Source organism: Endozoicomonas sp. OPT23, from assembly GCF_009653635.1.
GTDB lineage: Bacteria > Pseudomonadota > Gammaproteobacteria > Pseudomonadales > Endozoicomonadaceae > Endozoicomonas_A.
This window is the reverse complement of sequence record NZ_PPFD01000007.1, coordinates 386,407-400,823: the sequence shown is the minus strand read 5'-3', so window position 1 is coordinate 400,823 and position 14,417 is coordinate 386,407. Positions and strand designations below refer to the sequence as shown.

The 14,417-nt window shown below is 48.4% G+C and carries 11 protein-coding genes; 9 read left to right on the top strand and 2 right to left on the bottom strand.

What is annotated here, in order from left to right:
- The first annotated feature begins 63 nt into the window (after positions 1-63).
- The 4 genes from accD (at position 64) to purF (ending at position 4,772) form a co-directional block, all read left to right on the top strand.
- On the top strand, positions 64-999 hold the full coding sequence (gene accD, locus EOPP23_RS18625; protein WP_153767497.1) for an acetyl-CoA carboxylase, carboxyltransferase subunit beta: 936 nt from the start codon (positions 64-66) through the stop codon (positions 997-999).
- A 204-nt stretch (positions 1,000-1,203) separates the two neighbouring features.
- Complete coding sequence (gene folC / locus EOPP23_RS18620; protein ID WP_153767496.1) at positions 1,204-2,493, top strand: bifunctional tetrahydrofolate synthase/dihydrofolate synthase; 1,290 nt, start codon at positions 1,204-1,206, stop codon at positions 2,491-2,493.
- Between the two features lie 42 nt (positions 2,494-2,535).
- Positions 2,536-3,030: a CvpA family protein gene (locus tag EOPP23_RS18615; protein ID WP_153767495.1), complete on the top strand. Its 495-nt coding sequence runs from the start codon at positions 2,536-2,538 to the stop codon at positions 3,028-3,030.
- A 230-nt stretch (positions 3,031-3,260) separates the two neighbouring features.
- A complete protein-coding gene (gene purF / locus EOPP23_RS18610) occupies positions 3,261-4,772 on the top strand; it encodes an amidophosphoribosyltransferase (RefSeq protein WP_153767494.1) in 1,512 nt (503 codons plus the stop codon).
- 28 nt (positions 4,773-4,800) lie between these two features.
- Here purF and EOPP23_RS18605 read toward each other — a convergent pair whose 3' ends face one another.
- On the bottom strand, positions 4,801-5,589 hold the full coding sequence (locus EOPP23_RS18605) for a 5'-3' exonuclease H3TH domain-containing protein (RefSeq protein ID WP_153767493.1): 789 nt from the start codon (positions 5,587-5,589) through the stop codon (positions 4,801-4,803).
- 82 nt (positions 5,590-5,671) lie between these two features.
- Here EOPP23_RS18605 and EOPP23_RS18600 point away from each other — a divergent pair, with 82 nt between their 5' ends.
- From EOPP23_RS18600 to EOPP23_RS18580, 5 genes are all read left to right on the top strand, one after another.
- A complete protein-coding gene (locus EOPP23_RS18600) occupies positions 5,672-7,939 on the top strand; it encodes a lipopolysaccharide assembly protein LapB (RefSeq protein WP_153767492.1) in 2,268 nt (755 codons plus the stop codon).
- A gap of 97 nt (positions 7,940-8,036) precedes the next feature.
- Entirely contained in the window at positions 8,037-9,233 is a 1,197-nt protein-coding gene (locus EOPP23_RS18595; RefSeq protein ID WP_153767491.1) for an O-succinylhomoserine sulfhydrylase, read from the top strand.
- Between the two features lie 203 nt (positions 9,234-9,436).
- Positions 9,437-10,336 (top strand): MoxR family ATPase, encoded by a 900-nt coding sequence (locus EOPP23_RS18590; protein WP_153767490.1) that lies wholly within the window; start codon positions 9,437-9,439, stop codon positions 10,334-10,336.
- Positions 10,337-10,345: 9 nt separating this feature from the next.
- Positions 10,346-11,317, top strand: a complete 972-nt coding sequence (locus tag EOPP23_RS18585) for a DUF58 domain-containing protein (RefSeq protein WP_153767489.1) — start codon at positions 10,346-10,348, stop codon at positions 11,315-11,317.
- The gene (locus EOPP23_RS18580) at positions 11,314-13,350 is read left to right on the top strand and encodes a DUF3488 and transglutaminase-like domain-containing protein (protein WP_153767488.1); all 2,037 of its coding nucleotides are present in this window, start codon (positions 11,314-11,316) and stop codon (positions 13,348-13,350) included. Before EOPP23_RS18585 ends, EOPP23_RS18580 begins: the two co-directional genes overlap by 4 nt.
- Here EOPP23_RS18580 and EOPP23_RS18575 read toward each other — a convergent pair.
- A complete protein-coding gene (locus EOPP23_RS18575; RefSeq protein ID WP_194842675.1) occupies positions 13,347-14,411 on the bottom strand; it encodes a hypothetical protein in 1,065 nt (354 codons plus the stop codon). The two genes, EOPP23_RS18580 and EOPP23_RS18575, sit on opposite strands and share 4 nt — an antisense overlap.
- Positions 14,412-14,417: the final 6 nt, after the last annotated feature.

Here is a 14,417-nt window from a genome sequence, read left to right as displayed (position 1 = left end):
GAGCTAGCCGTTATCCAGAGGCTGCCTCTGGATAATAGTCGCCACAAAACACAGGATGCGTGAATGAGTAACTGGTTAGTCGATAAACTGATTCCTTCGCTGTCAAGATCTTCAAGTCAGGCGAAAAGCAGTAACGTGCCTGAAGGTCTGTGGCGCAAGTGCGTAAAGTGTGAAGCAGTACTTTACCGTCCGGAGCTGGAACGTGCTCTGGATGTGTGCCCTAAATGTCGTCATCACATGCGGGTGTCTGCCCGTAAGCGTCTCGACTATTTTCTGGATGCTGAACAGCGTGAAGAGCTGTTCTCTGATCTCGAACCGATTGATCGCCTGAAGTTCAAGGACTCCAAGAAGTACAAGGATCGTCTGGCCGCTGCCCAGAAGCAGACCGGCGAGAAAGATGCCCTTGTCGTCATGAAAGGCACGCTGGAAGATATTCCGGTGATTGTTGTTGCTTTCGAATTCAGCTTTATGGGCGGTTCCATGGGAACCGTTGTCGGTGAGAAATTTGCCCGCGCTGCCGAGCAGGCTTTGGAAGAGCGTGTACCTCTGGTGTGTTTCTCCGCTTCTGGTGGCGCCCGTATGCAGGAAGCCTTGTTCTCCCTGATGCAGATGGCTAAAACCAGTGCCGCACTGGAACGCATGAAGCAGAACGGTGTGCCTTATTTCTCCGTACTGACTGATCCGGTATACGGTGGTGTTTCTGCGTCACTGGCGATGCTGGGCGATCTGAATATTGCTGAGCCGGGGGCTCTGATCGGTTTTGCTGGTCCTCGTGTTATCGAGCAGACAGTTCGTGAAAAACTGCCGGAAGGTTTCCAGCGCAGTGAGTTTCTGCTGGAGCATGGTGCTATCGATATGATCGTTGATCGTGCCGAGATGCGTAATACCATTGCCCGTACCTGCCGCAAGATGCAGGGACTGGCTGCGGTTAATGCCCCGGTCATTGAAGCAGACAGTAACTTTGATGAGATCGAGCAGTCCGAAGAAGCGTCTGCCTGATGAGTGTCTGGATTCTATCGAAGATCCAATTATTATTTGCCCGCCGTAGGCGGGCAAATAATGGATGAGTTCGTTAGGTTGTCAATGAAGTCCAGGCATTAAAAGCAGAGGTAAACCATGCTAAGTGGTTTACCTCTTTTCATTTTCCGTCCATTATTCCAGTCCTTGTCTTTGCTTTGAATTACAGACATCAAGGATTGCTCCATGACTTCGCAGAACCCTCTGCAACCTCCCTTTGACCATCTCGATGGCTGGCTCTACTGGCTGGAAAATACCCGTCCAGAACATGAAATGGATCTGGGTCTTGATCGCATTAAAAAAGCCGCTGAAAAACTCGATCTGACCAAACCAGCACCTTTTGTTTTTACTGTGGGTGGTACTAATGGCAAAGGCTCGACGGTTGCCTTATTGGAAGCCATGCTGATCAATGCCGGTTACACGGTGGGGGTATATACATCCCCACACCTGATTCGATTTAACGAAAGGGTTCGTGTTAACGGCGAAGATGTTGCGGATCAGGATCTTGCTGACGCATTCAAAAAAGTGAACGAAGGTCGTGGCGGTGACTGGCTGACCTATTTTGAATTTGCCGTACTGGTCGCTGTGGATTGTTTCCAGAAGGCGAAGGTTGATATTGCCATTATGGAAGTAGGCTTAGGTGGTCGTCTGGATGGCACCAATGCCATTGACCCTGATGTCTCTGTTATTACTACCATTGGGCTCGACCATCAGGAGTGGCTTGGTTTTTCCATTGAAGCCATTGCCCGTGAAAAAGCAGGCATTATGCGAGCAGGAAAACCTGCGGTATTTGGTGATGCAGAAGTGCCGAACAATATTGTTCGAGAAGCCGTTCGACAGGAAGCTATTCTGCATCGCAGAGGTCAGGAATTTAATCTCAATACTGATGCAACTTTCTGGAACTGGCAGGGTGTCAGCAAGACCGGTGAGCAGTTTGAAATGAGCGATCTGCCTTTGCCTGAGTTGCTTATCGACAATGCTGCAACGGCGATTCAGGCAGTTCAGTTCATGCCTGAGCCGCCTGCCTTTGATGCAATTGCAAAAGCTGTTGCTGAAACCCGTCTCTCGGGTCGCTGTGAAATACGTCAGGTTACTAATAGCAAAGGTGAAGAAATAGAGTTGGTGCTCGATGTGGCTCACAACCCTCAGGCCGCAGGAAAACTGATTGAAAAACTGGCGCAGAATCCAGTCTCAGGCAAAACCCGCGCTGTAATTGCCATGTATAAAGACAAGGACTCTTCCGCAGTGATTGATCAGCTGGAAGACCTTGTCAGTGAATGGCTGGTCAGTGACTTCGAATCACCGAGAGCCTTGGCGAAAGAAGAGCTGCTGGCACAGCTGGAACGTAGAGAGTTATCAGCGCAGTCAGCAGAAACGGTTGAGCAGGCTTACAAGGCTGCGGTCGAAGCCAGTTCCGCCGGTGACAGAGTGCTGGTGACAGGCTCTTTTCTCACAGTTGCGGCTGTTTCAGCCTGACCGTACACTGGATAAATAGAAAACAGACACAAGGAGTCTGACTTGACCTTTACCTGGATCGATTGGGTGATTGCTGGCATTATTTTAATTTCTGCGCTGGTCAGTCTGATGCGCGGATTTTTTAAGGAAATACTTTCGCTGATTACCTGGGTAGCGGCTATTTTCATAGCCTGGACCTTTAATGGCAGTGTTGCCCAGTTGTTGGCTCCCTACAGTGATACCCCTTCTGTCAGAGTCGTAGGCGCATCATTGATGTTGTTTATCGCCACGCTGTTGGTGGGTGGTTTGATCAATAAAGTCTTTGCTCAACTGGTGAATGCTACCGGATTGACCGGCACAGACCGGGTACTTGGCATGGTGTTCGGTGGTCTGCGAGGCTGCCTTGTAGTGGTACTTGTGGTCGGATTAATGACTTTCGTACCATTAGAGAATGACGTGGCATGGAAAGATTCGGTATTATTGCCGCACTTTCTGTTGCTTGCTGACTGGTCGAAGCAGACGGTTATCAGTCTGGTTGGTCCAGCCATGCAAGCTTGAGTTAGCTGCAGACCCCATGAACAGGCAAATTCCGGGGATTGTGGTGAACTCCTGACAATAAAAAGGCTCTAAGCCATGGTGTTGAATTACTGAGTATGCAGACACGCGTAATCGAGAGTTAAGTTGCTGATTTCCTGTCGGAGGTGAGTGAACAGCTCAATATATTCGTATGTCGGGGTGCTAACGGCCATGGCTCTAGAGTCGCTGATCAAAGCCTGAGGATGTTATACATGTGTGGAATTGTCGGTATCTCGGCGACGGTGAATGTGAATCAGCTGTTGTTCGATGCGCTGACCGTGCTTCAGCACAGGGGGCAGGATGCAGCGGGAATGGTGACGCTCGAGGATGGTCACTTCTTTCTCAGGAAAGACAATGGTCTGGTTCGGGATGTTTTTCGAACCCGCCATATGAAAAAACTCAGCGGTAAAATGGGTATTGCCCATGTCCGCTACCCCACCGCAGGAACGTCCAGTTCCGCCGAAGCTCAGCCTTTTTATGTTAACTCTCCCTACGGTATCGCTCTGGCCCACAATGGTAATCTGACCAATGCCGAAGCGATCAAGGAAGAGCTGTTCAATGCTGACCTGCGCCATATCAACACCAGCTCAGACTCAGAGATTCTGCTCAATGTCTTTGCCCACGAACTGGGAAAGCTGAACAAGCTGACACCCCAGCCGGAAGATATTTTCGCTGCTTTGCAGCAGGTTTATCGCCGTTGTGAAGGTGGCTACGCCGTGGTTGCCATGCTGAATGGTCATGGTGTGATTGGCTTCCGTGACCCGAATGGCATTCGTCCGCTGATTTTTGGTAAGCGTGAAGGCGAGCAGGGCACTGAATACATGATGGCGTCAGAATCTGTAGCGCTTAGTGCTTCAGGGTTTGAAGTGGTTCGTGATGTTGAGCCAGGCGAAGCTATCTACATTGATTCAAAGAATAATTTCCACAGTTTTCAATGTGTGCACGGTGTGAAAACTCCCTGCATGTTTGAGTATGTTTATCTGGCTCGTCCTGATTCCATTCTTGATGGTATTTCTGTTTATCAGTCTCACCAGAGAATGGGGCAGACACTGGCGAACAAAATTCTTCGGGAATGGACTGACCATGACATTGATGTGGTCATGCCAATTCCGGATACCAGTCGTACTTCTGCACTGGAAATAGCAACTCGACTGGGCCTGCCCTATCGGGAAGGCTTTGTTAAGAACCGCTATATCGGTCGCACCTTTATCATGCCTGGTCAGGAAGTACGGGAAAAATCGGTTCGCCAGAAGTTGAGTGCTATCGGTCAGGAATTTAAAGGCAAGAATGTGTTGCTGGTAGACGACTCCATCGTTCGTGGTACCACCTGTCAGCAGATCATCGATATGGCCCGTGACAGTGGCGCGAAGAATGTGTATTTCTGTTCTGCAGCACCGGCCATTCGTTATCCGAATGTTTATGGCATTGATATGCCGACCTCGGAAGAATTGATTGCCCATGGTCGTACAGAGAAAGAGATTGAAAAAGAGATCGGCGCTGACCGGTTGATTTTCCAGGAACTGGATGATCTGAAGAAAGCGGTAACGTCATTGAATCCGGCTATTACCGAATTCGACTGTTCTGTTTTTGATGGACATTATATTGCCGGTGGAATCGATCGCGCTTATCTCGATCGACTGGCAGAAAGTCGTAATGAAGATACCAAGGCCAAAGAACGAGGAAACTCGATCATTGACCTTCATAATGATGAAGAAGTCGCCTGATAGCTTTCTCAGTAGCAACTATCTTCATTCATGAGCCAGCAGCTTCGGTTGCTGGCTCATACCTTAAATCCTTCAATCTAAGACCTAACTCCAGTTCTGATGCCAGTCTCGCCAGCTTGTGAGACATCAAAGCCATTTCCTTTTGCTCGACCACTTTTTTAGCAGCGCCACTGGCAGAGTCACCCAATTCCAGAATTTCTGAAAGTGTGTTGTGAACCTTAAGCAGGGTTGATGCGCCTTTATCACCAACACCTGTCACTCCAGGCACGTCTCCAACACCGGACAATGCCCAAAGGTCGACCAGCTGTTCAGGCTCAAAGCTGAACTGACTGACGACGGTATCATGATTAAAGTCCAGCTTCTGGAAATGATCCCGTTGAGTAATATTGGGATTGCCCAGTAACTGAAAGAAAACCCGGTCTGTGGATAAAATGGTGACCTGTACGCCAGCGCTGGCTGCTTTATTCGCTACAGCGGCAATCACGTCGTCGGCTTCCAGTCCGGCCTTGCGGTAACTTTTAAAGCCATTGTTAAGAAAAGCCTGATTGAAATCCCCCAGTCGCTGCCTGAGAGCATCCGGCATCGGCTTCCTGCCTTCCTTGTATTGCGGATAAAGTTCGTGCCGCCAGGTCGGCGGGTTGCCATCAAAGACCACCAGAGTATGAGTGGGTTGGCAATCCCTGGCTGCTCGTGACAATGACGAGAGCGAAGATGCAATAGCACCGTCTACCCGACTGTAATCATCAGGAGCTCTGACCGCAGCGAAGATTCTGCGTATCAGGTTGAGGGCGTCGATCAGTAGGAGGTGTGGTTGCATGGCCAGTCATCAGAGCTGTACTTGCTTAATGGCAAGAGAAAAAAGGCGATAAGAATATGTAATCAATTGAATATTATGGATTATGGATTCCACTGGCTCAACTCCTAAAGGCGGTTCACCCGGATCTGGCTCTGATGCGGTTGGCTGCGGTCAGCCAAAATTCAAAGGTGAAGAAGCTCGCACGAATAAAAAGAAGCCTTTTGCGGGTAAAGCTGAAGTCGAGACTTCTTATCATACAGACCCCAGGGTTGTTGCCAAAAAGGAGGGGCAGGTCTGTTCTGGTGACGTCAGGCTGACGATGAGAGAAAAAGCCCATATTGACAGTATCAATCGAGCTGAAAATGCGCTGAAAAAGAGTTCACCAAAAGTCATGGGCGCAAAATGGGCAAGATGTTCCGAAGGTGGTTTTGTCTATGCCAGCGAAGCAGAGGAAGAGTATGGAAAGCTGTTTGGCAGATGCATAGAGCTTCTTCGAAGTAATGGCGACAGCATGGAGTTGCGTTTTGTTCGAATGCAGGTGTTTTATCATCTGAAAAATTATTCCAACCTTGAAAAAATGATTGCTGAAGTGCTTGAAAAAGATGCCGAGGATCCATTGATGTGTGCCCGAGCTTACTGTCTTAAAGCCAAGTCTCTGTTGCGAAGGACAAATCGATTTACGGATGAAAGTGCTGAGCTTTTCCGGAAAGCCTTTGAATTAGGGTTGCCGGAAGCAGGCATCTACTACGCTCAGGCGAGTATTGGGCTCTCAGGTGATCTTTCCTGGATGAAGTGGTGTGATTCTCTTAAAACGGTTCAGATTACCAGTCAAATGGCTGGGTTGCAGAAGGTAAGAGTCAGGGAATTGGTTCTTGCCAGAAGTAAGATGGCCAGTGATTCTAAAGATTCTCCACATAGGCTCTATGTTGATACCCAGTGCTGTAACGAGCAGAGTATTTTTCATGAATTTCCTTCGAATGAAGAATCAGCCTTTGCTTTTGCCCTATATCTTCTGTTTCGTGAAGATAAATCTGAGCTGCAAAGCGTGTATCGAAGGTTTGAAAAAATTTTCATTAGTTTGCGTAGCAAAAAAGTAAATGCTGATCAGCTAAAAGCGCTTTACCTGTACGCAAGAGTGGAGCGTGAAGGTTATTCTGCAAATTTGTTCGATCAGCTCAAGGCAGTCGATCACTTTACGGCCTTTTTTCTCTGTGGGTATTTGCTATTAAAATCTCGGAGAGGCAGTTTGGAGGAAGCAAAAGAGTGGTTTGATAAAGCGTCTGAAATCCCCCAGAGTTTTCTTTATAAAGCAGAGATCTATCTTTCCAGAAAACAGTTTAGTGAAGCGCAGGCTACCTATTATCAAGCGATGGACCGGTTAATGGCTAGCCTGACATTTGATGCCACCTTTTTCGAATCGACATGGTTTCATCAAGCTGGCTGTTACTTTTTGGCGAGGCTTGACGGTACTTCAACCCAAAAGGAGCTGGATGCGTTAAGAGATCATGCGGATGAAATTGTTGCTCAGGGCAAGAAAAGTACATTCAGCTTAATGTTGGGGTATGAAATAAGAGCAGAGTTTCTGGAAGAAATGATGCAAACGGGACTTAAAAATACCGAAAGTGATGGTTCTGATGAAGGCAGTAACGAATCTGGAGAAGAGAGTGATTCAGACTCAGACGGTTCACAGGAGGCCGATGTTTTTCAGAACACTGCCGCAGTAGTGGCAAAGCTGGGGGACACTGGCAGCGTCACGGTAGAAGCAGATGACGTGGTCACTGATAATAGTGATTCAGGTGAGGCCTGGATTCAGGTCAGGCATGTAAAACGTTCCACAAAAGCTATCCGGCGAATATTAACAAAAGCAAATACTTTACTGGCAGAAGCCAAGTCGTTTGAAGAAGTGGGTAAGCTTCTTGACCGTATAGAGGCAAAAGAAGGAACCAGTCTCTGGTTCAGAACACTTCAGTCCCGAAACTGGCTGGTGTTACAGAGGGCCATGCAATGCCCTGAAGGTAAAGAGCAGGACAGGCTGGTTCGGGAAGCAGTATCAATGGCTAATCACGGTATTGAATTGCTTGAGAAAAAAGTGGTTCAGCCATCATTAAAGACTAAAAAAGAGGTGAAAAAAGCAAAAGCGCTAACGGATGAAGAGAGGGTTATGAGCACGGCCGAGCAGTTGGAAGTAATGGCCCCTTCGTTTAGGAGGCAGTACGGAGGTTTGTATTCAGTGCTAGGGCACTCATACACACTTTCGATGCAAACCAGTAAGGATGAAAAGACAAAGGGGCAGAATGAAGCTCTCAAGAAACATAATTATCATCTGGCAGACCTGATCAGAGGGCGGGAAGAGTACAAACCTTCTACCTGAATCGGCTCTGTTCTAGCCTTGCCATTTCCGCTACTCTTTGCACTTCAAGACCGAGCGTGACCAACAGCGCTGTGGCAGTAAAGCAGGCAGTTTAAGAATGAACAACAAAGAACATAATCCTGAAGACTGGGAATTTGAAACTCTGGCCGTTCGTGCTGGTAGCATTCGCAGTGGTGAACGTGAACACAGTGAAGCGATTTATCTGACGTCCAGTTTTGTCTATGAGAGTGCCCAGCAGGCTCAGGCTGTGTTTGCCGGAGACGAAGAAGGTAATGTCTATTCCCGCTATACCAATCCATCGGTGAAAATGTTTGAAGAGCGGATGGCCGCGCTTGAGGGTGGAGAGCTGGCCTGCGCTTCCTCTTCCGGCATGGCGGCCATTCTTGGTATGTGCATGGCACTGTTGAAAGCCGGTGATCATGTAGTCTGTTCTCGCAGCGTTTTTGGCACTACGGTTACTGTCTTTAATAAATACTTGGCCAGATTTGGTGTTGAAACCACCTTTGTTGATTTTACTGATTATGATCAGTGGCAGCAGGCCTGCCGTCCCGAGACCAAACTGTTCTTTCTGGAGACGCCTTCCAACCCTCTGGGTGAAGTGGTTGATATCGAGAAAATGGCTTCATTGGCACACGACAATGGTGCCTGGCTGATGGTGGACAACTGTTTCTGTACGCCAGCCTTGCAACAACCGTTGAAGCTGGGTGCTGATATTGTGGTGCATTCCACGACCAAGTTTATTGATGGTCAGGGTCGCTGCATGGGTGGCGTGGCTGTTGGCAGCAAAGAGCTGATCAGTGAGATGCATCTCTGGCAGCGTGCAGCAGGTGCCAGTATGAGTCCGTTTAATGCCTGGAACTTCTTTAAGTCTCTGGAAACGCTCAGTCTGAGAATGGACGCCCATTGTCGTAATGCTATGGAGCTGGCTCAGTGGTTAGAACAACATTCTGCTGTTGAAAAGGTTTATTACAGCGGTTTGCCTTCTCACAATGGTCATGAACTGGCTAAGAAACAGCAGAAAGCCTTTGGTGGTGTGCTGGCCTTTACAGTGAAAGGTGGACGTCAGGAAGCCTGGTCTGTGATTGATCGTTTGCAGATTATTTCCAGAACAGCAAACCTGGGTGATACCCGGAGTACAGTGACCCACCCTGCAACAACGACTCATAGTCGCCTTTCTGATGAAGACAAGCAGAGAGCTGGAATTACCGAAAATCTGGTTCGAATCTCGGTAGGTCTGGAAAGTGTGAACGACCTCAAAAAAGATCTTGAATCCGGTCTCTCCTCTCTGACGTAAGATATATCTCTGAAGATAAAAAAATCATGAATGCCATGCCTGTTTTTTCAGACATGGCATTCATTTGAGTCGTGGTTTTTGAATGCCCGCTAACTGCCAGTGTCTCGTTGCTTTATCGAGATAAAGAAAAACCATGGACTGGATGGTGGAGATGGATTTCTGCCGATAACAGTAATTAATTAAGCTAATGGAAATCTCCACTGATGAGTGATGTAAATCAGGCTCTGGATGCACTCAGCCAGATTATTCGCGGCAAGAAGCAGGAAGTTCGTCTTTCAATCTGTTGTCTGCTGGCTCGTGGTCATTTGTTGATTGAAGACCTGCCTGGTATGGGCAAAACAACACTGGCTCATGGTCTGGCTCAGGTGATGGGGCTCGATTACCAGCGAGTGCAGTTTACCAGTGACCTTTTGCCTGCGGATATTATTGGTACTTCTCTGTTTGATCAGAATTCGTCATCCTTCCGTTTCCAGCAGGGGCCTGTTTTTACCCAATTGTTACTGGCTGATGAAATTAACCGGGCCTCTCCCAGAACCCAAAGTGCGTTGCTGGAAGCCATGGAAGAGCGACAGGTATCCATTGACGGTAAAGCGTTAGCTTTGCCTGAACCTTTCTTTGTAATTGCCACTCAGAATCCGGTCAGTCAGGAAGGCACCTTTCCGTTGCCAGAGTCTCAGCTTGATCGATTCCTGATGAAGCTGTCTCTTGGTTATCCTGACTCCGCAGCAGAAAAAGCCATTCTTAAGGGTGAAGCGGGTCGCAGTGAATTGAGCCGGCTCAAGCAGCTGTTCTCTGATCAGCAGCTGGCTGACCTGCAGAAACAGGTCGGGCAGGTTCAGGCACGAGATATGCTGCTGGATTATGTGATGCGATTGATCACTGCCAGTCGCGAGAGTGGCAATTTTTATGCTGGCCTTTCTCCTCGAGCAGGGCTGGCTTTGCTGCAGGCGGCAAAAGCCTGGGCTCTTATGGCAGGTCGCGATTATGTGATACCGGAAGATGTTCAGGCGGTATTTATTCCCGTTGCAGGGCACCGTTTGCAACAGAGAGAGCAGGGTGGTTCTGTGCGTGAGCTGTTGGCCTCTGTTGATGTGGTAGGTTGAACCGTTATTGTGAAATTACCTGCTTCTATTAAGGCTGCTTATCAACGCTGGCTGGATAAACGTATTCCTTCAGCCAGTCGTGTAACGCTCGACCAAAGCCGTATATTTATTGTGCCGACCCGGGCCGGTTTTCTCTGGCTGGGTATTGCTGTCCTGATTTTTCTGCTGGCTGCCAACTATCAGAACAGTCTGGCATTTGGCCTTACTTTCTTCATGATCAGTCTGTTTATGCTGTCGATCTATCATACCTGGAGAAATCTGGCAGGTATGACCGTTGTCGCCCGGGGTTCAGAACAGGTGCATGCAGGGCAGACGACGCAGGTTGAGTTGGAGCTTCAGTCCGAAGGTCGGGAAAGGGTTGCTATAACCATTGGCTGGCCCGATGAAGAAACTACAGCGACTTCATTTTCATCGTCAAAGCGATTATCTCTTGGTTGCCGAACCATCAGTCGAGGTTACTTTCAGCCTGGTCGCTTTAAAGTCGAAAGTGTTTACCCGTTGGGCCTATGTCGTACGTGGAGTTGGGTGAAGCTGGATTTCCATTCGCTGATCTATCCTGCTGCAAACAGTTCAAGAGACCTGCCTTCAGCCTCAGGTGAAGGTGAGCAGTTGGGTAAGGCAACAACAGCAGGACAGGAAAGTTTTGCCGGAGTCAGAAGCTTTAATTCTTCCGATGCTTTGACTCATGTGGACTGGAAGGGCTATGCCAGAAGCGGTGAAATGAACACCAAGTTGTTTCAGGATAATGTCGGTTCCGATATTTGGCTGCGACTTAATGAGACCGGTGTGACCGGACTTGAGCTGCAGTTATCGGTCATAACAGGTTGGTGTCTTGTATGTCACCAGCAGCTGATCCCTTTTGGTCTTGATCTGCCTGAGCAGAAAATTGATCCGGCAACCGGGCAGGCGCATCTGGAAAAGTGTCTGTCGATACTGGCTCTGTGTGGGCTGGCGAAGAAGCAGTCAGGTGATCTGGTATGACTGAAAAAACATCAAAGAATAGCGCTTTGCCTCAACAGGAGTTTGTCAGTCGTGCTTCTACTGTCTGGTTGATTGTTGCGCTGCTGATGGTTCAGTTGCCGGTCTGGCAGGAAATACCAATAGCGATTTCTGCGGTCAGTGTCCTGAGTATTGTCTGGCGAGTTCTTATACTGCTGGGACGTGGCTTCTGGCCACCAACATGGCTGAGAAGCCTGCTGGTGGTTGCGGCTATGGTGACGGTTGCTTTCAGTTTTAAACCCTTGATATCGCTGGAATCAGCGGTTGCTGTTCTGGCGGCTGGTTACTCACTTAAACTGCTTGAAATGCGCAGTCGACGGGATGCCCTGGTCGTCGTCTATATTGGTTATTTTCTGATTGCCAGTAGTGTGCTGTTTTCCCAGACCCTGTTGCAGACACTTTACCTTTTTGCCTGTATTGCTGTTCTTACTGCTGCTCAGCAAGGTCTTTATCGTCGCTCAACCAGTATAAAAGTGTCGTCAACCCTGCGTTATGCGGGAATGCTGGCACTGCAGGCTATGCCACTAACCATAATACTGTTCCTATTGGTTCCGAGAATTGGTCCGCTCTGGTCTGTGCCGCTTCCTGATAACAGTGCCCGTACCGGACTGACCGATGAGATGACGCCCGGTGATATTGCTCGCTTGAGTAAATCCGATGAGCTGGTGTTCCGAGCCAGATTTTCTTCTGCACTGCCTGCTCCTCAAGAGCGTTATTGGCGAGCGGTAGTACTGGATCGTTTTGATGGTAAAACCTGGCGGCAGAGTGATTTTCAACGCTCAAGAGTGGCTAGGACTGACTGGAAAACAAATCAGCCAGTAGTCAGTGGCTGGTGGCAGACTCAAGAGTCAGATTTTGATTATGAAATCATGATGGAGCCTACCGGCAAGCCATGGCTGTATAGTCTGGGTCAGTCTGCCAGTGTGCCGAAAGACAGCTCTTTGCTAAGAACCTTGCGGCTGGAAGCCAATAAGCCCGTTGATGTCAGAACAGTTTACAGTATTCAGCCTGTGACGCCTGAACCAGTGTCTCTAAAGCCGCCGGAATGGTTGCGGAAGATCAATCTGCAAACGCCTGATGTGGGTAACGACAGAAGTCGTAAGCTGGCCCGGCAGCTCTGGCAGCAGTCAGGAAACGATGCGGTAAAAATGGCTGACCGGGTCATGTTGATGTTCAGGCAGGAACCTTTTTTCTACACACTCAACCCACCATTGTTGACCAGTGCCGGACGCAGTTCCATCGATCGTTTTCTGTTTGATAGCCGACAGGGTTTTTGTTCCCACTATGCAGGAGCCTTTGTCTATCTGATGCGAGCTGCAGGCGTGCCAGCCAGAGTTGTTGGCGGTTATCAGGGAGGCGAGGTTAAAGAAGAGGAAAACCTGATTCAGGTACGACAGTTTGACGCTCATGCCTGGGCTGAAATCTGGGTAGAAGGTCAGGGCTGGCTTAGATACGATCCAACCGCCATGGTGTCACCGGAAAGAATTAATTCTGGTCTGGAAGCTGCTTTGGCTAATGAGGGCTCGTTTCTTTCCGACTCCCCGCTTTCTCTGCATCGATATCGTCAAAGCAGTGTCCTGAACGGTATTCGTCTTGCGTTTGAGCAACTGGAATACCGCTGGCAGCGATCAGTTATCAATTATCGGGAAGAACAACAGCGGGAATTTCTGTCCAGTCTATTGGGTAAAGGTGATTTGTTGCAGAAACAAACCCTGGCCCTTATTGTTTCCATTGCCTTCCTATTGCTTTTATCGGCACTGTTGTTATTGAAGAATGCTAAACCCGCTTCTGCTGAGCTGGCTCTGTACCAACGATTCAGTAAGAAGATGGCTAGAAGAGGATTTCAACGATCAGCAGATGAGACCGAGCTTGCTTTTGCTCAAAGAGTATCAAAGCAGTCTCCGGAACTTGCCGCTGTTGTCAGTCAATTCACCAGTGGTTACTGCAAGCTGGTGTATGGCGCTGATAAGCATGAAGGCATCGACAAATTGAAATCAATATTGAGACAGCTCTAAGGTTGCAGGTGCTGTTTCAGTATTGTCTGAATCTCATAACCTTCTTCAGTAGCTGGGCAGATAAGATGGATTTTGGGAGGAGGATTATCCCAGGTGCATTTCTGCAGGTAGCGTTTAACAGCCAGAACAGCAATAACGGCTGATCTCTGGCTGGAGCTAACAAGTCCAATACTGAGTATTGGGATAGCCACTGACGCTTTTTTTTGTTGATGAGCAACACTGATAGCCTGTTCGTATGTGCTGATCAGTTGCTGATCAAGGTTGGCAGAGTCCTGGTCTGGCAGACAACTGAAGATAATATGATTAAAACCGAGTCTGCCAAGACTTCTGGTTTCTTTTATTTCTGACTGCCCAGGGTGCATTTTTCGAACCGATTTCATAAAGCTTTTGTCGCTTATCATGGGATTATGTTCGGTCAGCCTGTCCTGAATCCCGGTTGTTCTTTTTCGGGATGAAAGAACCGGACAGACAATGGTGTCGGTAATGGGAGTCTGTCCCTGGTTGATCTTTGTTATATCACCAGCCATAAGCTCAATATGCTTACTGGCCACACGCCAACTGTCTTCTGCTTTTTCTGGAATGTACTTTGCCGGAGTAGAAATTTGAAACTGCTCTAATGCTTCTATAAAAGGGGCGAACTGTGGGCAAAGTGGCTGTACCACAGAAGATAATGTGCTGAGTGCTTCAGGCCAGTTGTTGCTGAGAATCAGGTTTCTCAGTCGGGTCAGTGCAACCAGTTCTTCGGTTGAACCGTGCTTAAAGGCTTTAGCATGAGCTGATTTTGCCTGTTCACTGAGCAGTCCCTGAAATTCATTAAGGGTTTCCTCTCTGGGTCTGGGAGTACCGTCTTCAAGTGAGGTTCTGATACCGAGGTTGGAAAGAGCTCCGGCAAATTTGGGGTAGTTAAAAACCTGTTGCTTGCTGCGAAGGTTGAGTTGTCTTCCCGGTAGATGGCTGTAAGGGCTATATCCGGTATCACGGCTTTCTTTGAGCTTTACTCTGGGGTCAACGAGTACAATAGCTCGTCGTTTCCAGGTAAAGACTGAGCGCAGTTTATGCATAATCCA